At 61.1% G+C, this 25,725-nt stretch carries 19 protein-coding genes; 11 read left to right on the forward strand and 8 right to left on the reverse strand.

Annotated elements, in window-relative coordinates:
• Nucleotides 1-191: 191 nt before the first annotated feature.
• On the reverse strand, nucleotides 192-1,034 hold the full coding sequence (locus tag CLV89_RS10115; protein ID WP_106163547.1) for a ferritin-like domain-containing protein: 843 nt from the start codon (nucleotides 1,032-1,034) through the stop codon (nucleotides 192-194).
• A 430-nt stretch (nucleotides 1,035-1,464) separates the two neighbouring features.
• Nucleotides 1,465-1,926, reverse strand: a complete 462-nt coding sequence (locus CLV89_RS10120) for a peroxiredoxin (RefSeq protein ID WP_106163548.1) — start codon at nucleotides 1,924-1,926, stop codon at nucleotides 1,465-1,467.
• A gap of 61 nt (nucleotides 1,927-1,987) precedes the next feature.
• Here CLV89_RS10120 and CLV89_RS10125 point away from each other — a divergent pair, with 61 nt between their 5' ends.
• The 8 genes from CLV89_RS10125 to uvrA all read left to right on the forward strand — a co-directional run bounded on the left by CLV89_RS10125 (nucleotide 1,988) and on the right by uvrA (nucleotide 15,562).
• Nucleotides 1,988-5,410 carry a YhdP family protein gene (locus CLV89_RS10125; RefSeq protein WP_106163549.1) on the forward strand — a complete coding sequence of 1,141 codons (3,423 nt, stop codon included), beginning with the start codon at nucleotides 1,988-1,990 and terminating at the stop codon, nucleotides 5,408-5,410.
• 70 nt (nucleotides 5,411-5,480) lie between these two features.
• Nucleotides 5,481-6,530: a tRNA preQ1(34) S-adenosylmethionine ribosyltransferase-isomerase QueA gene (gene queA, locus CLV89_RS10130; protein ID WP_106163550.1), complete on the forward strand. Its 1,050-nt coding sequence runs from the start codon at nucleotides 5,481-5,483 to the stop codon at nucleotides 6,528-6,530.
• Between the two features lie 271 nt (nucleotides 6,531-6,801).
• Nucleotides 6,802-8,076 carry an MFS transporter gene (locus tag CLV89_RS10135; protein WP_106163551.1) on the forward strand — a complete coding sequence of 425 codons (1,275 nt, stop codon included), beginning with the start codon at nucleotides 6,802-6,804 and terminating at the stop codon, nucleotides 8,074-8,076.
• A gap of 149 nt (nucleotides 8,077-8,225) precedes the next feature.
• On the forward strand, nucleotides 8,226-8,804 hold the full coding sequence (locus CLV89_RS10140) for a DUF924 family protein (RefSeq protein ID WP_106163552.1): 579 nt from the start codon (nucleotides 8,226-8,228) through the stop codon (nucleotides 8,802-8,804).
• Between the two features lie 163 nt (nucleotides 8,805-8,967).
• Nucleotides 8,968-9,651, forward strand: coding sequence for a YiiX/YebB-like N1pC/P60 family cysteine hydrolase (locus tag CLV89_RS10145; protein WP_106163553.1), 684 nt, complete (start codon nucleotides 8,968-8,970; stop codon nucleotides 9,649-9,651).
• Nucleotides 9,652-9,843: 192 nt separating this feature from the next.
• Nucleotides 9,844-11,238 (forward strand): dihydrolipoyl dehydrogenase, encoded by a 1,395-nt coding sequence (gene lpdA, locus CLV89_RS10150; RefSeq protein WP_106163554.1) that lies wholly within the window; start codon nucleotides 9,844-9,846, stop codon nucleotides 11,236-11,238.
• Between the two features lie 154 nt (nucleotides 11,239-11,392).
• Nucleotides 11,393-12,577, forward strand: coding sequence for an MFS transporter (locus tag CLV89_RS10155; RefSeq protein ID WP_106163555.1), 1,185 nt, complete (start codon nucleotides 11,393-11,395; stop codon nucleotides 12,575-12,577).
• Between the two features lie 93 nt (nucleotides 12,578-12,670).
• Nucleotides 12,671-15,562: an excinuclease ABC subunit UvrA gene (gene uvrA, locus CLV89_RS10160; protein WP_106163727.1), complete on the forward strand. Its 2,892-nt coding sequence runs from the start codon at nucleotides 12,671-12,673 to the stop codon at nucleotides 15,560-15,562.
• A gap of 81 nt (nucleotides 15,563-15,643) precedes the next feature.
• On the opposite strand, the gene CLV89_RS10165 is transcribed toward uvrA, so the two are convergent.
• The gene (locus tag CLV89_RS10165) at nucleotides 15,644-16,093 is read right to left on the reverse strand and encodes an excinuclease ABC subunit A (RefSeq protein ID WP_106163556.1); all 450 of its coding nucleotides are present in this window, start codon (nucleotides 16,091-16,093) and stop codon (nucleotides 15,644-15,646) included.
• Nucleotides 16,094-16,222: 129 nt separating this feature from the next.
• Here CLV89_RS10165 and CLV89_RS10170 point away from each other — a divergent pair, with 129 nt between their 5' ends.
• Nucleotides 16,223-16,984 carry a helix-turn-helix domain-containing protein gene (locus CLV89_RS10170; RefSeq protein WP_106163557.1) on the forward strand — a complete coding sequence of 254 codons (762 nt, stop codon included), beginning with the start codon at nucleotides 16,223-16,225 and terminating at the stop codon, nucleotides 16,982-16,984.
• On the opposite strand, the gene mmsB is transcribed toward CLV89_RS10170, so the two are convergent.
• The 3 genes from mmsB to CLV89_RS10185 are packed head-to-tail and all read right to left on the reverse strand — an operon-like array spanning nucleotide 16,981 to nucleotide 20,070.
• Nucleotides 16,981-17,853, reverse strand: a complete 873-nt coding sequence (gene mmsB / locus CLV89_RS10175) for a 3-hydroxyisobutyrate dehydrogenase (protein ID WP_106163558.1) — start codon at nucleotides 17,851-17,853, stop codon at nucleotides 16,981-16,983. The genes CLV89_RS10170 and mmsB overlap by 4 nt on opposite strands.
• 4 nt (nucleotides 17,854-17,857) lie before the next feature.
• Nucleotides 17,858-18,898: an enoyl-CoA hydratase/isomerase family protein gene (locus CLV89_RS10180; RefSeq protein ID WP_106163559.1), complete on the reverse strand. Its 1,041-nt coding sequence runs from the start codon at nucleotides 18,896-18,898 to the stop codon at nucleotides 17,858-17,860.
• Between the two features lie 26 nt (nucleotides 18,899-18,924).
• Nucleotides 18,925-20,070, reverse strand: a complete 1,146-nt coding sequence (locus tag CLV89_RS10185; protein WP_106163560.1) for an acyl-CoA dehydrogenase family protein — start codon at nucleotides 20,068-20,070, stop codon at nucleotides 18,925-18,927.
• Nucleotides 20,071-20,363: 293 nt separating this feature from the next.
• Between CLV89_RS10185 and CLV89_RS10190 the strand changes: the two genes are divergently transcribed.
• Entirely contained in the window at nucleotides 20,364-22,214 is a 1,851-nt protein-coding gene (locus CLV89_RS10190; RefSeq protein WP_106163728.1) for an O-linked N-acetylglucosamine transferase, SPINDLY family protein, read from the forward strand.
• Nucleotides 22,215-22,302: 88 nt separating this feature from the next.
• On the opposite strand, the gene CLV89_RS10195 is transcribed toward CLV89_RS10190, so the two are convergent.
• Both CLV89_RS10195 and CLV89_RS10200 read right to left on the reverse strand, forming a co-directional pair.
• Nucleotides 22,303-22,920, reverse strand: coding sequence for a L,D-transpeptidase (locus CLV89_RS10195; protein WP_106163561.1), 618 nt, complete (start codon nucleotides 22,918-22,920; stop codon nucleotides 22,303-22,305).
• Between the two features lie 230 nt (nucleotides 22,921-23,150).
• Nucleotides 23,151-24,650 (reverse strand): CoA-acylating methylmalonate-semialdehyde dehydrogenase, encoded by a 1,500-nt coding sequence (locus tag CLV89_RS10200; protein ID WP_106163562.1) that lies wholly within the window; start codon nucleotides 24,648-24,650, stop codon nucleotides 23,151-23,153.
• Between the two features lie 155 nt (nucleotides 24,651-24,805).
• Between CLV89_RS10200 and CLV89_RS10205 the strand changes: the two genes are divergently transcribed.
• A complete protein-coding gene (locus tag CLV89_RS10205) occupies nucleotides 24,806-25,702 on the forward strand; it encodes a LysR family transcriptional regulator (RefSeq protein WP_106163563.1) in 897 nt (298 codons plus the stop codon).
• Nucleotides 25,703-25,725 lie beyond the last annotated feature (23 nt).

Below are 25,725 nucleotides of genomic sequence, written 5' to 3' on the forward strand. Positions count from 1 at the left end.
ATGCCCTTAGGGTGTGGACAAATGCAGCCTTGGCGGAATGGAATAGCCAGACTGTGGCCATTCGGCAACCCTGTTCCAAAGAGTTTACGAAGAAGTTCCGGCATTCCTTGGCCTTAGGCAGAAAGCTGCCGATATGGGCCGGTTTGCCCAGCGGTAATACTCTGGGGGCAGGCTGCGATCTTGCAAGGCGCTCAGCGCGCGTAAGCGGGGGCCTCGCCATCTGCGAGCGGCCAGTAGAAATCCGGCGGCAGCCCGGCATCGGCGCGTTTTTCCTCGTTGAAGGGCGGCTTCAATGCGCCATGAAAGTAGGTCTGCACGAGGGTGTGGAATTCGGCCTTGGGGTCAAGGTTGTCGCGTCCGCAGAGAAAGTTGAACCATTTGGCGCCATAGGCCACATGGCCGACCTCCTCGGCATAGATTTCTTCCAGTGCATCAATCGCCTGCTGCATCCCCGCCTTGCGAAAGATCGCGATCATGCCCGGGGTGACATCCAGACCGCGGGCCTCCAGCACCATCGGCACCACGGCGAGGCGGCCCATCAGGTCGTCCTTCGTATCCTCGGCGGCGCGCCACATGCCGGCATGGGCGGGCAGGGCGCCGTAGTGGCTGTCGAGGCTCTCAAGGCAGTCGCACATCAGGTTGAAATGCTTGGATTCCTCATCTGCGGATTTCACCCAGTCATCATAGAACCCCAGCGGCATCGGGACATGAGTGAAACGGGCGATGATGTCCCAGTGCAGATCAACCGCGTTGAGTTCGATATGCGCCACCGCATGCAGCAGCGCGATGCGTCCCTGCGGCGAGCCGGGTTTGCGTTTCGGTACCTCACGCGGGTGCAGCAGCGCCGGCTGGTCCGGGCGGGCGGGATGCAGCGGCGGCGCGGCGCTGCCGATCGCGATCTCGGGCGCCTTACCAGCGCGGGCCGCCCGCCACGCTGCGGCATGCGCACGAGACAGGGCGGTCTTTGCGCGCCCATCGGCGCAATTGAGCACTTCGGTCGCCATCTGGGCGAGGGTGGGGCGGCTTTGGGTCATGGGTCCGTCAGTCTGGCTTTGAGGCCGTGGCAGGGTGTGGCTGGCGCATGTGGTGCGGTGGGTGGCTGTATCAGAGCTCACCAGAGCGAAAACGCTCCGGCACTGCCCCTCATCTGATCTGTCCCCTGCCATCGCAAAGGCTGACCTGCAAGGAAAATAGCCGTCCCCCCACCCACAGGGTGTGGCCCCTCGGCGATTTTTCTTGCAGCCCATCCAGGGCGGTGACGTCACAGGGGCGGGTGACGGGCGGCTCCGGAGCGAGGCGTCAGGTCACGGCGCAGGCGGTCCTGTGAGGTTTTGCGCTTTGCTGTGCAAATCGCGGGAGGGCGAGGCCGCGCCTGCGGCGCGGCCTCGCCCGGCCCAACGCTTTTGGAGGTGGCTTTGCCGCATCTTAAAAAGGGGCGGGAGCCTGTCGTTTTGTGTGATCGGGTCAGAGAGCTTTGACCGCCTCCAGTACCTCTTCGACATGGCCGGGGACTTTGACCTTGCGCCAGATGCGGGCGATCTTCCCGTCGCGGTCGATCACAAACGTCGACCGTTCGATGCCCATGCTTTTGCGACCATACATGTTCTTTTCCACCCAGACGCCATAAGCCTCGCACATGGTGCTTTCTGCATCGGAGAGCAGCGGCACGGTGAGCCCATGTTTTGCGACGAATTTATCGTGTTTCGCCACCGTATCCCGCGAGACACCGAATACAGCCGCCCCCGCGTCGGCAAAGGCTTGCAGATGTTTGGAAAATCCGATGGATTCCTTGGTGCAACCCGGCGTATCATCGCGAGGATAGAAAAACAGAACAACGACCTGACCCTTCAGGTCCGAGAGGGATATTTCGCCGCCGCCATCGCGCGGAAGAGTGAACGCAGGGGCAAGGTCAGAGGGTTCGAGCATGTTTTGGGTCTCCAGACGTTTTCGCGCAAGTTTTCTTGCTAGTGCGAGCCATACATAGATCATGTCAGGCGAAGAAAAAGCACAGATCGTCACGCCGCCGCAGGAAGACCTGCCGCAATTCGTGGCGCCTGCGGATCAGAAACCCACATGGCGGCGTCGGGCCATGCGCCGGACCTGGAAGATCCTTGTGTGGGTCTCGGCAGTTGCGGCTGTGCTGGCGGTGGCGGTGTTTGTCCTGTTGGACAAGCGGCTGGGCGCGCCTGATTGGCTGCGCGCGGAAGCAGAGCAGCGTCTCGAGGCGCAGCTGGGCGGGCTGGAGATCGAATTCGGCGAAATCGAACTGGTGGTGCACAGCGGCTGGCGGCCGCGGCTGTCGTTGCGTGATGTGACGCTTTTCTATCCAGACGGAAGTCCGGCGGCGCATTTGGAAGATGCGCAGGCGGCGCTGGCCATGCGTCCGTTGCTGCGCGGCCAGATCCGGCCAAAGACGATTTCCCTGTCCGGCCTTTTTGCGACCTTGCAACGGGAAAGTGATGGCGCGGTCGCGCTGAGCTTCTCGGACGGTGCGGCGCCATTCCGGCAGGCTCGGAACCTGCCGCAGTTGATCGAGGCCTGGGACCGCCAGCTTGAACTGCCGATCCTGTCCGCCCTGACGCGCGTCGAGACCCAGGCGGTTACCCTGAACTATATTGACCGGCGCATTGATCGTGCATGGACGCTGGACGGCGGAACGATCCTGCTGTCGCGCGCGGGCGACAATGTGGAGATCGAGGCCGGGTTCTCGGTGCTGAGCGGGCGCGAATATGCCAGCACGGTCGAGGCCACCTATCGCTCAGACATTGGCAATACCGCCGCGGAATTTGCCGTGGTGGTGGATCAGGTGCCTAGCTCGGACGTGGCCAGCCAAAGCCCCGCGTTTGGGTGGCTTGATGTCTTGCGCGCGCCGATCTCTGGCGCCTTGCAAGGGGCCGTGAACAGCAAGGGCATCTTGTTGCCATTGACCGCGAGTTTGGAGATCGGCAGCGGCGTGATCCAGCCAAACGAGGCTCTGAAACCCGTGCCGCTGCAGTCCGCGCAGAGTTTCTTTACCTTCGATCCGGCCACGCAGGAGCTGGAGTTCTCCCGCCTCTCCGTCGACAGCGGCTGGGTCAGTGGTCAGATGGAGGGGCGCGCGGAGCTGGTGGGGGTGCGCGATGGGCGCCTGACCGAATTGGTCGGCCAGCTGCGATTTACCGATCTGGAGCTGAACCCGCTGCGGCTTTATCCCGAGCCGTTGACGTTCTCCGGTGTGCGCGTCGATTTCCTGATGGAGCTGGCGCCATTCCGGTTGCGTCTCGGCGAAATGCTGGTTCAGCAAGGCGACACGGACCTTCTGTTGCACGGGGAGGTCCGGGCCGGAGACAAAGGCTGGAACTATGATGTTCAGGGGGCGGCAGACCATCTGGATGTCGCGGTCGTCAAGGAAATGTGGCCTCCCTCGGCGCCCCCCAAACCCCGCGCCTGGTTCACGGAGAACGTGTTGACGGGCGACATTCAAAATGCGCAGTTTGCGTTGCGTGGACGGGATGCGGAGAAACCCTTTGTCGCGCTGGACCTCGGGTTCGAGAACGGCAGCGTCAGGTTCAACAAATTCTACCCCAATCTTGAAGATGCCGCAGGGCAGCTCAGCATCTATGGCAAGCGTCTGGTGGTTACGGCCACCCGTGGTGCGGTGACGGCCCGACAGGGGGGCGCCATGGATATGGCCGGCTCCTCTTTCATCATTCCCGATATGTCGCAAAAAGGGGACAGCAGTCTTGGGATTCTGCGGGCGCAGGCGGATGGGCCAGCGCTGGCGGTGCTGTCGTTGCTCAATCGTGCACCCTTAAGCATTTTGGACAATGTAGGCCTTCCGGTCGAGCTGGGTCAGGGCGCGGTTTCGGTGACGGCGACCGCTGCGATGCCGCTAAAGAAGAAGCTCGATGTGAAGGAAGTGGACTATCACTACGCCGGACAGCTGCGGGATGTGAGCAGCTCGGTCCTGGTGCCGGGGTTTGAGATCGCATCGGACCAGCTGTCGATCTCTGGCGACAACACACATGTGACGGTGTCTGGGCCGGGGCAGTTCGCCGGGGTGCCGATCCGGGCGCGCTGGCGTCAGGGGCTGCGGCCCGGCAATCCGCCGGATGGCACCATCGAGGGTGAGATCGAACTGTCGCCACGCACCATAGAGGCCCTGAAGATCGGCCTGCCGGATGGATTGGTCAGGGGAACGGGCAGCGCAACGATCAAGGCGGTTCTGCCACCGGGAAAGCCGGTGCAGCTGAGCGTTCAAAGTGATCTGCAAGGGGTCGGCCTGCGGTTGCCGGAGCTGGCCTGGAGCAAGCCGGAACGCTCAGCTGGCACGCTGTCATTCAACACGGTGCTGACCGGAACGCCCTCTGTCGAGAACCTGGTGCTGGAGGCCAGCGGCCTGCGGGCGCAGGGGCGTGTGACAGTAAAACCCACCGGCGGCTTGGATGCCGCGCAGTTCTCTAATGTCTCGCTTGGCAATTGGCTGCAGGGCCCGGTGACCCTGACCGGGCGCGGCGATGCGACGCCCGCGCTGGCGATGACGGGCGGGGTGATCGATCTGCGCACCGCCCCGTTCAGCAGTCGAGAGAGCGGGCAGAGCGGCGGCGGTGGCGGCAGCAACACACCGATCTCGCTGGCGATCAACAGATTGCAGGTTACCGACGAGATTGCACTGACCCGGTTCGAGGGTCGGTTTGACACGCTTGGCGGGTTCAACGGCGCCTTTACCGGCAACCTTGGCTCACTGACGCCGGTTGAGGGCGTGGTGGTCCCGCAGGCTGGCGGGCTTGCCATGCGCGTCCGGTCGCAGGATGCGGGCGGGGTGTTTCGTGCCGCTGAAGTGGTGCGCCACGGGTATGGCGGATCGTTCGAGATGACGCTGATCCCGGCGCAGACGGCGGGGGAATACAACGGGCAGGTGCGGGTCAGTAATATCCGCATCAAGCGCGCGCCGGCGATTGCGGCCCTGATCAATTCGCTCAGTCTGGTTGGGCTGTTCGACGAGCTGTCGGGGCAGGGGATCCTGTTCACCAGCGTGGAGGCGGATTTCCGGCTTGGATCACGCTACCTGACGCTGAACAGTTCGTCCGCGGTGGGCCCCTCGATCGGCCTGTCGCTGGACGGGGTCTATGATCTGACCACCAGCCGCATGAACATGCGTGGGGTGTTGTCGCCGATCTACCTTGTGAACGCGATCGGCAGCGTGATGACCCGCAAAGGCGAGGGGGTGTTTGGCTTTTCCTTCACATTGACGGGCCACGCGGATGACCCCAAGGTCTCGGTCAATCCGCTCTCGGGGCTTGCACCGGGTTTCCTGCGTGAAATTTTCCGCGGCGCGCAGCCGACGGCCCCCGGCGAAGAGCCAGAAACACCTCGCAAATCCGCACAAGAGCAACGCGAAGAGCGGCAGCAGCGGCGGGACAATCGCTAGGCCATAAAAACTGAGATGTGACGACTGCGGGCCATGGACTTTCCTCTGGGCGCGCAGTATCGCGCGCCACATGAAACTCAGCGATTTTGACTTTGACCTGCCCGATGATCTGATTGCGACGCGGCCCGCCGTGCCGCGGTCCTCCGCGCGTCTGCTGGTGGCGGAGCAGGACCAGATCACCGATGCCCGTGTGACCGATCTGTTGCAATGGCTGCAGCCGGGCGACCGCCTGGTTTTGAATGACACCCGCGTCATCCCGGCGCGTCTCAGCGGTCAGCGTCATCGCGACTCGGCGCAAGGCGCTGTGTCGGCGCGGATCGAGGTGACCTTGCTGGAGCCGCAGGCCGATGGCTGCTGGGGCGCTTTGTTGAAACCGCTCAAGAAGATCAAGGTCGGTGAGACGGTGGTGTTCAGTGATCAGCTGTCGGCAGAGCTTGTCGAGGTGGTCGAGGGACAGGGACGTCTGCGCTTCAACCTTGCGGGCGATGATTTCGACGCGGCGCTGGCCGAGGCGGGGGCAATGCCCTTGCCGCCCTATATCGCCGCCAAACGCCCGGCGGATGAGCAGGACAAGACCGATTATCAGACCGTCTGGGCACGTAGCACCGGTGCCGTGGCGGCGCCCACGGCGAGCCTGCATTTCGACGAGGCACTGCTGGCGGCGCTCGCTGCAAAGGGCGTTGAGTTCACCTATGTCACGCTGCATGTGGGCGCCGGTACGTTCCTGCCGGTCAAGGTCGAGGACGTGACGAGCCACAAGATGCATGCCGAATGGGGGCAGGTGACCGTGCAGGCCGCGGCGGAGATCGCCGCTACCAAGGCGGCTGGCCAGCGGGTGATCCCGGTGGGCACCACAGCGCTGCGCCTGATTGAAAGTGCTGCACGCGACAGCGGTGCGATTGCACCTTGGGAAGGCGAGACGGATATCTTCATCTATCCCGGTTTTACCTTCCGGGTGGCAGATGCACTGATGACCAATTTCCACCTGCCTAAATCAACCCTGATGATGCTGGTCTCGGCCCTGATGGGACAGGAGCGCATGCGCCGGGTCTATGATCACGCGGTGACGGAGCGCTATCGGTTTTTCTCCTACGGAGATGCCTCTCTGCTGATTCCCTGAGCATCATCCCAGTCATGCGGTGGCGATCCCATAGGCTGAGGGGTTGACCGTTAACGTTACTGTGGGAAGGTCGCGCAGGAACACGTCCGAGTCGGAAACGCCGGGCTATTGCGCCGAGAAACAGACGATACCTTGACCCTTGCGAGCGCCCACGGCGTTTTTTGCATTTACACACTGCCCCAAACCGGCCGCGCGCCAGGGGTTCATGAAACTCTCCTCGTTCGGTCTAAACCGGCGGGCTCCTGACAAAGATTGAAGGAGACGAAACGACATGTTGCAAGTTCTGTCGAGTGCCTGGGCGCTTCTAATGGGGGTCGGGCTACTGATGCTGGGCAACGGTCTTCAGGGCACGCTCTTGGGTGTGCGCGGGGGGATCGAAGGCTACTCCACGCTGACCATGTCGCTGGTCATGTCCACCTATTTTGTCGGACTGCTGCTGGGCTCCTGGGTGTCGCCGGGCATGATCCGACGCGTGGGCCATGTGCGGGTGTTTGCGGCACTGGCCTCGCTGATCTCGGCTGTGATGGTGATCTATCCGGCCGTGCCGAACCCAGTCGTCTGGATGCTGGGCCGTCTGATCGTTGGTTTCTGCTTCTCCGGGGTGTACGTCACGGCGGAAAGCTGGCTCAACAATGCAGCCGACAATGAAAACCGCGGCAAGGCGCTGTCGCTCTACATGATCGTGATGACGCTGGGGCTGGTGGCCGCACAGGGGTTCATCCTGATCGGTGACCCGGCGGGCTATCTGCCCTTCGTGATCGCCTCCATTGCGGTTTCGATCTCCTTTGCGCCCATTCTGCTGTCGATTTCGCCGACGCCGGCCTTTGACACCGCAAAGCGGATGACCCTGAAGGAGCTGATGAAGGCGTCACCTCTGGGCTGTGTCGGCATGTTCCTGATTGGCGGCGTGTTCTCGGCGCAGTTTGGTATGTCGGCGGTGTACGCGACCGAAGCCGGGATGAAGCTGCATCAGGTCTCGCTGTTTGCTGCAAGCTTCTATGTCGGCGCCTTGTTCATGCAGTTCCCGCTGGGCTTTCTTTCGGATCGGATGGACCGGCGTCTGCTGATCATGTTTGTCGCCGGAACGGCGAGTGTGACGTCGGTGCTGGCGATGCTCCTTGGTGGCTCGTTCGTGCTGCTGCTGGTCTCGGCCTTTGTCATCGGTGGGCTGATCAATCCGCTCTATTCCTTGCTGTTGGCGCATACCAACGACTTTCTGGATCATGACGACATGGCCTCAGCCTCTGGCGGGTTGATCTTTATCAACGGGCTTGGTGCTTGTGGCGGTCCGGTCATCATCGGTTGGCTGATGTCGGACTCCGTCGCTGGCCCGAATGGGTTCTTCCTGTTCATGGCGGTCCTGCTGGGCATTCTGGTGGTCTACGCCGGATATCGCGCCACGCAGCGTGCAACCATTCCCGTGGATGAGACCGGTGTCATGCCTGCCATGAGCCCGTCCTCCACGTCGGTCGCGGTGGAACTGGCACAGGAATATGCCATCGAGACCGAGTTGGAAGAGCAAGAAAACGCCGCTTCTCCAAACTGATAGCGCAATCACGCACAGGAAACGGTCATCTCATCACAAAAGTGACTGAGGTGGCCGATTTTGTAACCTAACGTCACTTGTGCTCGCCCCCTGAATCAGGCTCATCTTGGACCTGTTACGTTAATTTTATAGCCGGTGGAGAAAGACCAATGGCAGGCCCTGAACAGATACTGGAATTTTGGCTCGATCACGTCGGCGAGCAAGGCTGGTATCGGCAAGACGATGCGCTGGACGCAGAGATCCGCGCACGGTTCGAGGACACATGGAAACAGGCTTGCGAGGGCAGCTACTCGCTCTGGCTGACCTATCCCAGCGGTGTACTGGCCTATATCATCCTGATGGATCAGTTTCCGCGCAATATGTTCCGCGGTCAGGGGCGTGCCTTTGCGTCGGATCAGGCGGCGCTGTCTGCGGCCAAGGCAGTCGTGGATCGCAAATGGGACCTGAAGATCGACGAGCCTGCACGGCAGTTCTTCTATCTGCCGATGATGCATTCCGAGAGCCTGTGCGATCAGGAACGCTGCGTGCGCCTGATCCATGAGCGCCTCGATAAGACCGGCGCGCAGAACCTGCTGCATGCGCGCGCGCACCGCGAGGTGATCCGCCTGTTTGGCCGTTTTCCCTATCGCAACGAGGCGCTCAGCCGCCACAGCACCGCGCCGGAACTGGATTACGTCAGTGCCGGTGGCTACGGCTCCACTGTGCGGGAGTTGCAGGCCATCGCCTGAACCTGATTGATCCCGAAGCATTATAAAGCCCCGCCGATACATCTGGCGGGGCTTTTGCGTTTGCATGGGCGAGAAGCTGCCATGCGTGAGAGAGCAGCGAATAGATTGTCCGAAATCTGCAAGCCTGTGCAATTCTCTGCCAGAGATGAGAGGTGGACGAGCAATGAAATTGCACGGGATGATTGTCGCAGGAGCCGTGGCTCTGGCCTCAGCGGCGATGTCGGATGAGCCAGATTGGGCAAGGCTCATGGCGGAGGCAGAATGGGACTGGCGGCCGGGTGATCTGATTTTTCGAAATGGCCTGAATGACGCGGATGATGTGCTCAAACATGCCTCAGATGCACCATGGGCGACGATCGGGATATTGCGTGCCTCCAGTGGCGGGCCGCGGGTGGTCTATGTCGACGAGACGGAGGGCGTGACAGAGGTCATGCTTTACCGCTTTGTCGAAGAGCTGACACCAGCGGACTATGCGGTCTATCGCATTGAAAGCCTGTCCAGCACGCTTGAGGATGGCCAGCAATTACAGGGACCGCTGGCCCGGTATGCGCTGAATGTGGCGTTTGGTGCGCCCTTTGATGTTCAGTTTCTGCTCGGCAATGACGCCTATTACAGCGCAGAACTGATTTACGAGGCCGCGATGTCAGCCGGGGTGAAACTGGCAGAGCCTGTCACGCTTGCCAGTCTTACTGCTGCTGACACTGAACTGGGTGACAGGGTGCTGAGCGCCGCGCATGCGCCGCAGGACTGTGCAAGCGCGCAATGCGGGTCTTTGGTTGCGGCGCAAAAGATCGTCACGGTGAATGCGCTGCTGCGCTCGGATGCGCTGACGCAGGTTTTTCCATAATAGGCGGGCGCATCGGTTGGTGGTGCGAAGTCGGATTTTTGGTTGAACCCGCAGTGTTGCTTGTTAGGGTCGCATGATGTGACGCCGCAGTCTGAGGCCGGACTGGTATCTGCTCTGCTTCGACAGTTGCGGCATCGAGGAAATTAGTTTAACGGTAAACTAGTTTTGGATCTTTGTTCATGAGGGAACACAATGGCCGCAGCATCCTATGACGTGATCGTAATCGGCGCAGGCCCCGGTGGCTATGTCGCCGCAATCCGGGCCGCGCAGCTCGGTCTGAAGACCTGCGTTGTCGAGCGCGAGCACCTTGGAGGCATCTGTTTGAACTGGGGCTGCATCCCGACCAAGGCGCTGTTGCGCTCGTCGGAAGTGTTCCACCTGATGGAGCGCGCGAAGGACTTCGGCCTCAAGGCTGAAAACATCGGCTATGACCTCGGCGCGGTGGTCAAACGCTCGCGCGGTGTGGCCAAGCAGCTCTCGGCGGGCGTCAAAGGTCTGCTGAAGAAGCACAAGATCGACGTGGTCATGGGCGCGGCGACAATCCCTGCCAAGGGCAAGGTGTCCGTCAAAACCGACAAGGGCACCGAGGAGCTGACGGGCAAGAATATCATCGTCGCCACCGGTGCGCGGGCGCGGGAACTGCCGGGGCTGGAGGCTGATGGCGATCTGGTCTGGACCTATAAGCATGCGCTCGACCCCAAACGCATGCCGAAAAAGCTGCTGGTGATCGGCTCCGGCGCGATCGGCATCGAATTTGCCAGTTTCTACAACACGCTCGGCGCGGATACGACCGTGGTTGAGGTGATGGATCGTGTCTTGCCGGTGGAGGACGAGGAAATCTCGAAATTCGCCAAGAAGGCGTTCGAGAAACAAGGCATGAAGATCATGCAAAAGGCGATGGTCAAGAAGCTCGACCGCGCCTCTGGCAAGGTCACCGCCCATATCGAAGTCGGCGGCAAGGTCGAGAAACACGAGTTTGACACGGTGATTTCTGCGGTCGGCATCGTCGGCAATACCGAAGGCCTCGGCCTCGAAGAGCTGGGCGTCAAGATCGACCGCACCCATGTCATCACCGATGAATACTGCCGCACCGGTATCGATGGCGTCTATGCCATTGGCGATATCGCCGGCGCGCCGTGGCTTGCGCATAAGGCCAGCCACGAGGGCGTCATGGTGGCCGAACTGATCGCTGGCAAACACGCCCATCCGGTGAAACCAGAAAGCATCGCGGGCTGCACCTATTGCCAGCCGCAGGTGGCCTCGGTCGGCTACACAGAAGCCAAGGCCAAGGAGTTGGGCTACAAGATCAAGGTCGGCCGCTTTCCCTTTATCGGCAACGGCAAGGCGATTGCCTTGGGCGAGCCGGAGGGTCTGATCAAGACCATCTTTGACGAGAAAACCGGCGAGCTGTTGGGCGCGCATATGGTCGGCGCGGAAGTCACCGAGCTGATCCAGGGCTATGTGGTTGGTCGCCAGCTGGAGACCACTGAAGAGGACCTGATGAATACCGTCTTCCCGCATCCGACCCTGTCGGAGATGATGCATGAAAGTGTGCTGGATGCCTTTGACCGGGTGATCCACCTCTGATCTGCGCATCTTGGGATGTTTTCAAAGGCCGGGTGTTTCGCCCGGCCTTTTTTATGCGGTTTGTGTGGGTACAAAATAGCTGCCATGTTGTCTGGCGTCCCGGGGGACGCAGGCATAGGGTGGCGGCTGATTTTCAGCGGGCGAGGGCGACGGGATGCAGCAGCAGGATCGTGGGACAAACTGGGTCATGGTGCTGCTGATCTGGGCGGCGGGTTTGGGGGCTGCGGCGCAATACGGCAAGATCGCGGTGATCTTTGACCGGCTGCCCGCGCTCTATCCCGGTGTTGGCGCGGCGATGGGCTGGACCGTGTCGCTGGTCGGAGTGCTGGGGATCGTCTTTGGCGTGGTGGCGGGGCTGTTTGTCTCGGCCTTTGGGTATCGGCGCACGCTGGTCTGCGCGCTGGCGCTTGGCGCGGTCATGTCGGCCCTGCAGGCGCTGCATCTGCCCTTCGGCCTGTTCCTGCTAACGCGGGTGGTGGAGGGGATCTCGCATCTCGGTGTGGTTGTCGCCGCGCCGACACTGATGGCGATTCTGGCAAGCGGCCCGGCGCGCGGATTGGCGCTGACGATCTGGAGCACCTTTTTTGGTGTAGCCTTTTCGATCCTGAGCTGGGCCGGGCTGCCGCTGGTCGATGCCTATGGCGTGCTGGCGCTGTTTGGCGTCCATGCGGCGATCATGGCTGTGCTTGCGGTGATCCTGCATGTGGCGCTGCGAGATGTGCCGGTGCCTGCCCGCACGCGCTATCCGGACCTCGCCGCCTTGCCCGCCTTGCATCTGAGCATCTACCGGTCCCCCTACAAACTCGCCCCGGCGGCGGGGTGGCTGTTCTACACCTGCTGTTTTGTGGCGGTGCTGACGGTGCTGCCGCCTTTTCTCGACGAGAGCATCCGCCCACATGTGATGGGGGCGATGCCGCTGGTGTCCATTGCGGTGTCGATGACAATCGGCGCACTGCTGCTCCGGCAGATACCCGGTGTGACGGTGGTGCAGATGGGCTTCCTGATTGGTGTGGCGTCGATCCTGTGGCTTTGGGCCATGCCGGGGCATTGGCTGGCCTGCATGGCGCTCGCGGTGGGGTTCGGGCTGGTGCAGGGCGCAAGCTTTGCCGCCGTGCCGCAGCTCAATGACATCCCCGCCGCGCAATCAGAGGCAAATGGCGCCATGGCGCAGGCGGGCAATCTGGGCAATGCCATCGGTACGCCGCTGTTTGTCGCGGTGATCGCATTTGGCGGCTATGGCGCGTTGATGTTGACCGTGGCGCTGCTGCTATTGTGTGGCGCGGTGGTACATCAAGGCCTCGCTTCTCAGCGCCGCCGCTGGGCCGCTGACAGTTTCTGACAGCACATCTGACGCCGTTCCCTGTCTGTTCCGCATTTTCTCTTGGAGACTCGCGACTGCTCACCTATGTGTAATGCAAAGTTTGGGGGCGATATGGCTGAGTTGAAGAATATCGAGGTGCGCGGCGCGCGCGAGCACAATCTCAAGAACATCGACGTGGACATTCCGCGCGATGAACTGGTGGTGATTACCGGCCTGTCGGGATCGGGCAAATCGAGCCTTGCGTTTGACACCATCTATGCCGAGGGGCAGCGCCGCTACGTTGAATCCCTCAGCGCCTATGCGCGCCAGTTCCTCGATATGATGGAAAAGCCGGATGTGGATCATATCTCGGGCCTGAGCCCGGCGATCTCCATCGAGCAAAAGACCACGTCGAAGAACCCGCGCTCCACCGTCGGCACGGTGACGGAGATCTACGACTATCTGCGTCTGTTGTTTGCCCGCGCTGGCACGCCCTATAGCCCCGCCACCGGCCAGCCCATCGAGGCGCAGCAGGTGCAGGATATGGTCGACCGGATCATGACGCTGGAGGAGGGCACCCGCGGCTATCTGCTGGCGCCCATCGTGCGCGACCGCAAGGGCGAGTATCGCAAGGAAATGCTCGAACTCCGGAAGCAGGGGTTTCAGCGGGTGAAGGTGGACGGCGAGTTCCATGACCTCGACACGCCGCCGACATTGGACAAGAAATACCGCCACGACATCGACGTGGTGGTCGACCGTCTGGTGGTGAAGGAAGGGCTGGAGACGCGGCTGGCGGACTCTCTGCGCACCGCACTGGATCTGGCTGATGGGATTGCCATTCTGGAGACCGCCCCGCGTGAGGGCGACCCGGAGCGGATCACGTTCTCTGAGAATTTTGCCTGCCCGGTCAGTGGTTTCACCATCCCGGAGATCGAGCCGCGGCTGTTTTCCTTCAACGCGCCCTTCGGGGCCTGCCCGCATTGCGATGGCCTTGGCGTGGAGCTGTTCTTTGACGAACGCCTCGTGGTGCCCGATCAGGGGCTGAAGATCTATGACGGTGCGCTGGCGCCCTGGCGCAAGGGCAAATCGCCCTATTTTCTGCAAACCATCGAGGCGATCGCCAACCACTATGAGTTCGACAAGAACACGCCGTGGAAGGATTTGCCCGCGCATGTGAAACAGGTGTTCCTGCATGGCTCCGGCGACGAGGAAATTGCCTTTCGCTATGACGAAGGCGGCCGCGTCTACAACGTGACCCGCGTCTTTGAAGGCGTGATCCCCAATATGGAACGCCGTTATCGCGAGACGGATTCCAACTGGGTGCGCGAGGAGTTCGAGCGCTACCAGAACAACCGTGATTGCGGCCATTGTGGCGGTTACCGTCTGCGCGAAGAGGCGCTGGCGGTGAAAATCGGCCCCGCAGGAGGCGCGGCAGAGCATCGTCTGCACGTGGGGCAGGTGGTGGAGAAATCCATCCGCGAGGCGCTGGCGTGGATCGAAGAGGTGCCGAGCCACCTCACCGCGCAAAAGCAGGAGATCGCCCGCGCCATCGTTAAGGAAATCCGCGAGCGTCTCGGGTTCCTCAACAATGTGGGGTTGGAGTATCTGACCCTCAGCCGCAACGCAGGCACGCTCTCGGGCGGGGAAAGCCAGCGCATTCGTCTGGCGAGCCAGATCGGCTCCGGTCTGACGGGGGTGCTTTATGTGCTGGACGAACCGTCCATCGGTCTGCACCAGCGAGACAATGACCGGCTGATCACCACGCTCAAGAACCTGCGCGATCAGGGCAATACGGTGATCGTAGTGGAACATGACGAGGATATGATCCGTCAGGCCGATTACGTCTTTGACATTGGCCCGGGCGCCGGTGTGCACGGTGGGCAGGTGGTGAGCCACGGCACGCCTGCCGCCGTTGAGGGCGACACGGGCTCGGTGACCGGGCAGTATCTGGCCGGAACGCGCGAGATCGAGGTGCCTGCCACACGGCGCAAGGGCAACAAGAAGAAGATCAAGGTGGTGAAGGCCACCGGCAACAACCTGAAAAACGTCACCGCCGAATTCCCGCTGGGCAAATTTGTCTGCGTCACCGGCGTGTCGGGCGGCGGCAAGTCGACCCTGACCATTGAGACGCTGTTCAAAACCGCCTCCATGCGCCTCAACGGGGCGCGCCAGACGCCTGCACCTTGCGAGACGATCAAGGGGCTGGAGCATCTGGACAAGGTGATCGACATCGACCAGCGCCCTATCGGGCGTACCCCAAGATCCAACCCCGCGACCTATACCGGCGCCTTTACCCCGATCCGCGACTGGTTTGCTGGTCTGCCGGAGGCCAAGACTCGCGGGTATAAACCGGGGCGGTTCTCCTTCAACGTCAAGGGCGGGCGCTGCGAGGCCTGTCAGGGTGACGGGGTTCTGAAGGTCGAGATGCACTTCTTGCCCGACGTCTATGTCACCTGCGAGACCTGTCAGGGCGCGCGCTACAACCGCGAGACGCTTGAGATCAAGTTCAAGGGCAAAAGTATTGCCGATGTGCTTGATATGACTGTGGAAGACGCCCAGGAATTCTTTGCTGCCGTGCCGACGATCCGCGACAAGATGGACGCGCTGATGCGGGTGGGGCTTGGCTATATCAAGGTCGGCCAGCAGGCCACGACGCTCTCGGGCGGTGAGGCGCAGCGGGTGAAATTGTCAAAGGAACTGGCGAAGCGCTCCACCGGTCGGACGCTCTATATTCTCGATGAGCCGACCACGGGTCTGCATTTCGAGGATGTGCGCAAGCTGTTGGAAGTGCTGCATGAACTTGTCGAACAGGGCAATTCCGTGGTGGTGATTGAGCACAACCTCGATGTGATCAAAACCGCTGACTGGCTGATTGATATCGGTCCCGAGGGCGGCGATGGTGGTGGTGAGATCGTCGCCACCGGCACGCCGGAAAAGGTGGCGGAAGAGCCGCGCAGCCACACAGGATACTACCTGAAGCCAATGCTCGCTGCCAAGGCGCGCAAGAAGGTTGCCGCAGAGTAATGAAGCCGGGGCGAGGGGATCTTGCACCCCTCGTCCTGTGGTGCCGCTGTGCTGCACGTGTCCACGGACGTGACCACAGACCTATTCGGTGCGGATCTGTTGGTCCCCGGATGGTGCGGTGCGCGCCAGCAGCAGCGGGATCAGGAACAAGGCAAGGAAGCCGGTGTTCATCACCACATTAAACGGAGCGCCGGACAAGACAGAACCCAGGCTGTCCGGCACATACCACGCCAGTAAGGTTGGCAGCAGGATGCGGCGGGTCAGCGCTGGATCTCGTGGGAATATCAGCGTGGTGACTTGCCAGACCGCCACAGCAAGGCCGATCAGCACACCGCCTGAGATCGCCAGCATAAGTTGGGTCACTTCGTGATCGACGTCCTGCGCGCCGTCAAAGGGCAGGAACGCGATGTCGACAAAAGCAAGCGCGGCAGGTTCGATCGGCGTGTGCGGCGCCAGCATCAGGGCAAGGCCGAATATCGCGGTTCCGATCGCGGCGATACGCAGCACGTGCGTTGCAAGATCATGTCTCATGGCGTTCGTTCTCTCATTTTGAGGTTCGTGTGGAACATGAACGGGCAAGGGCGCTGCTTCAATTACGTCGCAGGTAAGTGTATGGCCGTGTCCAAGGCCAAGTGGCCGTGAATGAAGGGCAGGGCTGATATGGGTGATTTCAGCGATCGGTTGAGGGAATGGCGGCAGCTGCGTCGGATGAGCCAGCTCGATCTCGCTCTCGCGGCAGAGGTTTCGGCTCGACATGTCTCATTCCTCGAAACCGGGCGGGCGCAGCCCAGCCGCGACATGGTATTGCGTCTGAGCACGGAGTTGAGGCTGCCACAGGTGGAGATCAATGGCCTGCTGTCAGCCGCCGGATTCGCGCCCGCCTATGGTGCGCGCCGTCTGACGGAGGCCGACCTGGCGCCGGTGCGGGAGGCGGTCGATTGGATGCTGGAGCGTCATGCCCCCTATCCGGCGATGGCGCTGGATCGGCACTGGCGGGTGCTGGCGCTGAATGCGCCGCTGCAGCGGCTGATGGGGCCCGTGGGGCTGGGCGTCGAGGACAGTCTGCTTGAGGCGCTGCTGCACAATGACAGCCTGCGCAGCAATATCGTCAACCTTGCAGAGGTGGAACGGTTGATCCTGCAGCGGTTGCGCAGTGAACTGTCGCACTTCGGGCGGGACGATGTGATCGAGCGCCATATGCAATGTCTGAGAAACCGCGGTGCGCAGGCGACGGATGGGGCGCCGACACCGCCGATGATCCCGACCCGGTATCGGATCGCAGGTCAGGTGCTGTCGTTCTTCTCGGCGATGTCACAGTTTGGAACGGTCGAGGATATCGCCCTGTCGGAGCTGCGGATCGAGTGCATGTTTCCGGCGGATGAGGCCACGCGGGTGGCGCTCATCCAGTTGGGGGCGTCTTAGCCGCGGCCGCGTTTCTCAAGCCGGGGCAGCATGGCGGAGAAATCCTTGCCCTTGCCGTCCTCATTGTCGACGAACTGGGTATAGAGCGCTTCGGCCAGTTGACCCATCGGGGTATCAGCATCGGCGCTGCCTGCAGCTTGTTGTGACAGACGCAGATCCTTCAGCATCAGATCGGCGGCAAAGCCCGGCTGGTAGCCATTGTCTGCAGGCGATTGCGGACCCACACCGGGGGCCGGGCAATAGGCGTTCATCGACCAGCTGTAGCCCGAGGAGGTCGAGACCACATCGAACATTTTCTGCCGGTCGAGGCCCAGTTTGTCGGCCAGTGCAAAGGCCTCGCAGGTGGCAATCATGGTGACGCCGAGGATCATGTTGTTACAGATCTTTGCGGCCTGACCGGCCCCGGCCTCGCCGCAATGCACGGCCTTTTGGCCCATGATGTCAAACAGTGGCGCAGCCTTGGCAAAGGCCTCGGTCGAGCCGCCCGCCATGAAGGTCAAAGTGCCGCCCGCCGCGCCACCAATGCCGCCGGAGACGGGGGCATCGACAGACAGAAGTCCAGCCTCCGCTGCCTGATCGGCCACGGCGCGCGCGCTGTCCACATCCACGGTGGAGCAGTCGACGAAGGCCGCGCCCGCGCTCATGGCGGGGACAATCTCGGAGGCCACATGACGCAGGATGTCGCCATTGGGCAGCATGGTGATGACCACATCTGCGCCCGTTGCGGCCTCGGCGGCACTCTTGGCCATGGTGACGCCTTCGATGGCGACGTCCGCCATATCAAAGCCCGTCACGTCATGGCCTGCCTTGGCGAGGTTTGCCGCCATCGGGCCGCCCATGTTGCCAAGTCCGATAAATCCGATTTTCATGTGTTCAGTCCTCCTCAAAACTCAGCGCGTCTCGCCCGAGCGGCTGGAGCATCTGGCTCACCGCGACGGCAGGCACAGGGCCGTCGGCGTATTGCCACTTGGGCGATTTATCCTTGTCGATGATCAGCGCCCGCACCCCTTCCAGGAGGTCGCCTTTCTCCATCGCACGATAGGTGAAACGATACTCCAGATCCAAGGCGCTGCGCATGGTCGTGGTGGTTGCGCGCAGACGGTGGATCATCTCCACTGTGGTGGCGAACGACAGCGGCGAGCCGCGCGAGAGCGCCTTGAGGCAACCTGCGGCAAATTCATCATCGCGTGACTTGAGCGCGGTCAGGATATCGGCCGAGGTCTCACCTGCGAATGTGGCGTCAATGTCGGCCTGCATCGCCTTTAGCGCGCTTTCTGGCGCTTGCTGTGCGGCGGCCTCAAGGGCGGCGACATCGCCGGTTTCAGCGAGCGTTGCGATCAGTGCGGGCCAGTGATCCTCGGGGATGTAGAGGTCGGCAAATCCCGCATAGACCGCATCGCCCGAAGTCATCCGATGGCCGGTGGTGCCGAGATATTCGCCCAGTCGCCCCGGTGCCAGTGACAACAGCAGTGAGCCGCCCACGTCGGGCACGAGGCCGATGCCACATTCCGGCATCGAGAGCTGGGAGCTGTTGCCAACGACGCGGTGGGTGCCGTGACAGCCGATGCCGACGCCGCCGCCCATGGTGAACCCCTGAAGGAAGCTCACCACCGGTTTTGGATACTCGAAGATGCGGGCGTTCATGCGGTATTCATCGCGCCAGAAGGTGCGACCATAGGTAAAGTCGCCCTTGGTGCCGGTCTCATAGAGTTCGGCAATATCGCCGCCCGCGCAGAAGGCCTTGTCTCCGGCGGCGTCAAACACCACCAGCGCCACGTTGTCGTCCTTGGCCCAGTCCTTGAGCGCGGCGTCAATCGCAAGACACATGTCATAAGACAGTGCGTTCAGGGCCTTTTCGCGGGTCAGGGTGATCCGCCCCGCGCGGCCTTCGATACGGATGTGGATGTCGCTCATGGCGTGCGGCCTCCTGTTAGGCGTGATTAGTGGTTTTCCGCCAGCATATGGCGGGCAACAATCACGCGCATGATTTCATTTGTGCCTTCAAGGATCTGATGCACGCGCAGGTCCCGCACCAGTTTTTCGATGCCGTAATCTGCGAGATAGCCGTAGCCACCGTGCAATTGCAGGCACTGATCCACAACGTTCGACCCGGTTTCGGTGACGAATTTCTTCGCCATGGCGCAGAACTTGGAGGCGTCAGGTGCGCCCTGATCGAGCTTCCATGCCGCCTGGCGCAGGAAGGTGCGGGCGGCCTGCAATTCGATTTCCATATCCGCAAGGCGGAATTGCAGCCCTTGGAATTGGTCGATGGATGTGCCGAAGGCCTTGCGCTCTGCCATATATTTCAGGGTGTTGGTCAGGCCGGTCTGCGCCGCCCCCAGCGAGCAGGCGGCGATGTTCAAACGCCCACCATCGAGACCCTTCATGGCATATTTGAAGCCGTGACCCTCTTCCCCCACGAGGTTGCCGGCGGGCACGCGACAGTCGTCAAACTGCACCTGCGCGGTCGGCTGGCTCTTCCAGCCCATCTTGTCTTCAAGGCCGCCAAAGGACAGACCCGGTGTGCCATCCTCGACATAGACGGTGGAGATCCCCTTGGGGCCATCTTCGCCGGTGCGCACCATGCAGACATAAGCGTCGGAGTAGCCGCCGCCGGAGATGAACGCCTTGGTGCCGTTGAGGACATAGCCCTCATCATTGCGCGTGGCGCGGGTCTTGAGTGAGGCGGCATCGGAACCGGAGCCCGGCTCTGTCAGGCAGTAGCTCAGGACAGTGTTGAGGCTCATGACATCGGGCATCACGCGGGCTTTGAGTTCATCGCTGGCGAACATATCAAGCATCTTGGCGCACATGTTGTGGATCGACAGAAACGCCGCCACGGAGGGGCAGGCCATCGACAGCGCCTCAAACACCAGAGTTGCATCAAGGCGCGACAGGCCAGAGCCGCCCGATTCTTCGCTGACGTAAAGGGATCCAAACCCCAGCTCGCCGACTTTGGGCCACAGATCTTTTGGGATGGTGCCCTCTGCTTCCCACTGGCGGGCAAATGGCGCGATGTGTTCCTGCCCGAAGCCATACGCCATATCGAAAATGGCCGTCTGCTCTTCTGTCATTGCGAAGTCCATGGGCTCTCCTCCCCCGTATCATGAGCGGCCGCGGAGCGGGCCACAAGAATTGAACAACTGTTTATTTATTACGCCTCTCAGGGCCACACTTCAACATGCGGAACTGCAAGATGGTCCTGCACTGGTGCCGAGAACTGCATCATTTGAGGGGGAGCCGTCATAATTTTTCCACGAATTCGCGTCGGATTTGAGGGAAATTTTAAGACCTCGCCGTCACTACTTTAGTCCAAAGGCACTAGTGTTTCCGTCAGGAGCAAGTGCAAATCAGTAGTCTGAGAAGGAGCGTGGTCCTCGTGTCGCAGCCCAATCAAACCAGCAAGCTCGCCGTGATGCGGGATACAAAGCCGCAGTTTCCAGAGTTCGAGAAATTCGCCTCATCCGTCACGTCGCAGGAACGTGCGAAATTTGCCTATGAGATGAAACACGGGCTACGTGCCAATCAGGCCAAGGGCGAACAGACAAAAGAAACCGTTCAGAAGCTCCTGAAAAAAGCGCGAGCGGATATGATGAAGCATGAGGTCAAGAGCGGGGAAGCAGTGTTGCGGCAGGCCATCTCGTTGGAGCCGGATAACGCGACTGCGCATGCGCTTCTTTGCGAACTGCTGATGAAGGATTCCGCCCGTCTGCTCGACGCTTTGGCAAGTATCCTGAGGGCAGTGAAACTGGAGCCGAAGGAGAGCGGCCATTACGCTTTGGTGGGTACGCTCTTGATGCGAATGCAAAAGTTCGAGGAGGCGATCGATTATTTCGAGATCGCGGTGAAGTTCGATCCCAAGAATTACATCGCGCTGGCACGGATGATGCACCTCAAGGCCCACCACCTGCGCTGGGACGATTTTGACAAGATCCCGACCTATCTCAAGCAGTTTAACAAGGTCGGCATCCTATCTGATCCCTTTGCATTCCTGTCGTTGTGCGATGACGGTGACTTCCAGAAGCAGCGCTCGATTTCCATGGTACAGGCCAAGCATACCAACCCGGTCAAGGCGCCGATATTCACCGGTCAGCGAGCGGAGGGGCAAAAGATCCGTATCGGATACTTCTCCAATGATTTTTACAATCATGCGACCATGCAGCTGATGGTGGGGCTGTTGGAAACCCATGACCGCAGACGGTTCGAGCTCTATCTATATGACTACGGGTCCAAACTGTGTGATCTTGCACATGAACGCGCGCGAGAGAGTGCTGATGTGTTCCGAGATGTCCGCCACATGGCCACAGACGAACTGGTGGAGCAGGCAACCCGGGACGAGCTGGATATTGCAGTGGATCTCAAGGGCTTTACCGAAGGTGGTCGCCTCGACATGTTCAACAGTCGCGTTGCACCGGTGCAAGTGTCCTATCTTGGCTATCCCGGCACAACGGGATTGAAGTCGATGGATTACATGGTGGCTGACCGCATCACCATTCCATCGACCCTGCGCAAGCACTACACTGAAAACATCCTGTATATGCCGCATTGCTATCAGCCCAATGACGAGGAGCGCTATATCGCTCAGGTCGATGATACGCGCGCCAGTCACGGTCTGCCGGAAGATGGCTTTGTGTTTTCCTCCTTCAATAGCCCCTACAAGGTCACCCCGCGCGAGTTTGATATCTGGATGAAGCTCATGAAAGAGGTGCCGGATAGCGTCCTGTGGTTCTATTGCGGAAAAGGCGAGATCACGGAACCGCTGCGCAGAGAGGCCGAACGGCGTGGCGTTGACGGACACCGGATCATTCCCGCCCGGCGCGTCAAGCCGGATGTTCATCTGGCCCGACTAAAACACGCCGATCTGTTTCTGGATACGTTCAATGTTAACGCCCATACCACGGCCAGCGATGCGCTTTGGGCCGGGCTGCCGGTGGTCACAAAGACCGGCGAGCAATTTGCCGCCCGTGTGGCAGGCAGTATCCTGACGGCCGCCGGGCTGGAGGATCTGGTCACCACGACAGAGAAAAAATATCACGATGTGGCGCTGCGCGTGGCGCAGGATCCGGACTATCTGGCCGACATCCGCGCCCGTCTGGCGGCATCCCACAGCGATGCGCCGCTGTTTGATACCAAGGGCTATACACGGGATTTCGAACGGCTGCTCGAAAAGGCCTTTCAAAACTACATCGACGGCAACCGGCCCAAGACCATGGGGATTTCCGCCGCCTGATCCTCAGGAGATCAGAGCCGATGAACGCAAACAGCCGCGTCCGAAACCCGGGCGCGGCTGCTCTGTTCTTGCGCGGCGAAATATCGGCTTAGAGCAGGCGAACCTGGGTGCCGATTTTCACCATCGGATAGAGTTTTTCCACATGCTGATTGTAAAGCCCGATACAGCCGGACGAACTCTGCCGGCCAATCTTGCGCGTGTCATGGGTGCCGTGGACCAGATACGCGGGCCAGTCGAGATACATGGCGCGGGTGCCGAGCGGATTGCCGGGCACGCCGCCTTCGATCCGCCGGGGCAGCGTGGGATCGCGTTCGCGCATATTGGCGGTCGGCGTCCAGCTTGGCTCCTCCCGCTTGCGCACGATCTTGGAATAGCCGCGGCGTGTCAGCTCTTCGCTCATCGGGACCGAAGAGGGGAACAGGAAATAGCTCTCGCCATCACCGCCCCAGTAATGCAGGGCGCGACTCTCGATATCGGCCAGCAGGCAGCCCACACCCAGTGTTTCAAAGTGATCTTGCCAGCGCTGTTGCTGGAAGGAGGACACGTTGCGCTGCACCGGGATCTTTTCACGAATTGCAGGCTCCGAGGCCGGGAAGGCATCACCGGATTGCGCACGCAGCAATCCTGGTGTTGCCAATGTTGCTGCCGCACCGCTCATCAACGCGCGGCGGGACAGGGTAAAACGGGATTTGGTGAAGTCGGACATTGGCCCATCCTCATTGGTTTTAATTGCTCGATCTCTTCGCGGGACCATATGAGCGCGCGCAGGGCAAGGCCAGTGGCCGTCGACCCAACGCAGGGTGACATTTGCGTGAGCCGACGGAGCGCGGCTCAGGTGGCATGAATTTGCCGATGCGTCGAACACAAAAAAGGCCGCCCGACAATGTCGGGCGGCCTGAGCTGAAATCGTAACTGAGCTGAAACCCGAACTGGGGATCAGTCCATCGCTTTGAAGTTGAACTCGCCACCTTCTTTGATGCCGGAGAACCAGCGCGCGGTAACGGTCTTGGTGCGGGTATAGAACCGGAAGGCATCCGGGCCGTACTGGTTCAGGTCGCCAAAGGCCGATTTCTTCCAGCCGCCGAAGGTGTGGTAGCTGAGCGGCACCGGGATCGGGAAGTTGATGCCTACCATGCCCACATTGACGCGGTTGGCAAAGTCACGCGCGGTGTCACCATCTGCGGTGTAGATCGCGGTGCCGTTGCCGTAGGCATTGTCCTTCACGAGGTTCAGCGCATCCTCGTAGTTGTCCATGCGGACAGTCGTCAGAACCGGACCAAAGATCTCTTCCTGGTAGATGTCCATCTCGGATGTGACATCATCGAACAGGGTCGGGCCGACGAAATAGCCGTTCTCATACCCCTGCAGAGTCAGTCCGCGACCATCGGTCACCAGCTTGGCACCCTGCTCGACGCCGCTGTCGATCAGACCTTCGATACGGGCCTTGGCTTGGGCCGTGATGACGGGGCCGTAATCGACATCTTCGCCAGCGGTATAGGGGCCGACTTTCAGCTTTTCGATACGCGGCAGCAGGCGTTCGATCAGGCCATCGGCGGTCTCCTTGCCGACGGGAACCGCAACGGAGATCGCCATGCAGCGTTCGCCAGCGGCGCCGAACCCGGCACCCACCAGGGCGTCAGCCGCCTTGTCAAGGTCCGCATCGGGCATGATCAGCATGTGGTTCTTGGCACCGCCAAAGCACTGTGCACGCTTGCCGTTGGTCGCGGCGCGGCCATAGATATACTGGGCGATCGGGGTGGAGCCGACAAAGCCCACCGCCTGAATGGTCTCGTTGTCGAGGATCGCGTCCACGGCTTCCTTGTCGCCATTCACAACCTGCAGCACGCCATCGGGCAGGCCGGCTTCTTTCAGCAGCTCCGCCAGATAAAGCGATGTGGAGGGGACGCGTTCGGAAGGCTTCAGGATCATCGCATTGCCGCAGGACAGCGCCGGCGCCATTTTCCACAGCGGGATCATCGCGGGGAAGTTGAATGGCGTGATGCCCGCAACGACGCCCAGAGGCTGGCGCATGGAGTAGAGGTCAATGCCCGGTCCGCCGCTGTCGGTGAATTCACCCTTCAGCATGTTGGGCGCGCCCATGCAGACTTCAACCACCTCAAGGCCACGCTGCACGTCACCGCGTGCGTCGGGCAGGGTCTTGCCGTGCTCACGGGCGACCAGCTCTGCCAGCGTGTCCATATGCTCGTTGATGAGTTGGCCGAACTTCATCATCACGCGGGCGCGTTTCTGCGGGTTGGTGGCGGCCCAGCCGACCTGGGCCTCAGCGGCTTTGGCGATCACGGCATCCATCTCGGCTTTGGTTGCGAGCGGCACCTGCGCCTGCACTTCGCCAGTGGCAGGGTTCAGAACATCGGCAAAGCGGCCGGAGGTCCCGGCGACTTTCTCGCCGTTCACGTAGTGGGTCAGTTCCTGCATGTGCAGTCCTCCTCTGAATTTCGAGTCCCGCGTATCCTAGGATTGCAAAAACGAAGGTAAAAGGGGAAAGGCTTCAAATAGGTTTTGCATTAACGCAAATGGTTAAGGTAGGTTTACCTTGGCAGAATGCAAAAACGACTGGAGGATCCCGTCAGATGGAACCCCAATGGGACGACATGAAAGTGTTCCTGGCTGTGGCACGGGAGAGCTCGCTCTCTGGGGCAGGGCGCGTGTTGAAGATGGACCCCGCCACCGTCGGGCGACGGGTTGCCCGGTTTGAAACCGCGTTGAAGACGTCGCTGTTTGTGAAATCACCGCAGGGCTATGCGCTGAGCGCGGCAGGGGATCGCCTGCTGGGTCATGCCGAGAGCGCAGAACTGGCCATGCGCGCCGGGGAAGAGGCGCTGACCGGCCCAAGCGATACGCTGTCCGGGCAGATCCGCATCGGCGCGCCGGATGGCTGCGCCAACTACATCCTGCCGCAGGTCTGTGCGGCAATCTCTAAGGACAATCCGGATCTGGACATCCAGATCGTGGCGCTGCCGCGGGTGATCAACCTGTCCCGCCGTGAAGCGGATATGGCCGTGACGGTCAGCGCCCCCACGGCTGGAAAGCTGTTGGTGCAGAAGGTGACCGACTATCGCCTGCATCTTGCGGCCTCACGCTACTACTTGCGGGACAATGAGCCGATCGAGAAACTCGACCACCTGCGGCACCATCGCATGATTGGCTACATTCCTGACATGATCTTTGACCGCGAGCTGGACTATCTGACGGACCTCGGTGTCGAGCGGGTGTCGCTCGCGTCCAATTCGGTCTCGGTGCAGATCAAGATGCTCGCCGAAGGAAGTGCAGTTGGTGTGGTGCATGATTTTGCGCTGCCCGCACATCGCGCCTTGCGCAAGGTGCTGAAAGATGAGTTCAGCCTGACGCGCAGTTTCTATCTGGTGCGCCATCAGGGGGATCAGCGCAGCGAACGGCTGAACCGATTTGCCGAGGCACTGTCAAAGGGGGTTCGCGTTGAAGTCGAGCGGCTGGAAGGCTTGACTTGATCGGATCTTGCGGCAAACCTTGA

It is taken from the genome of Tritonibacter scottomollicae, assembly GCF_003003215.1.
Taxonomy (GTDB): domain Bacteria; phylum Pseudomonadota; class Alphaproteobacteria; order Rhodobacterales; family Rhodobacteraceae; genus Epibacterium; species Epibacterium scottomollicae.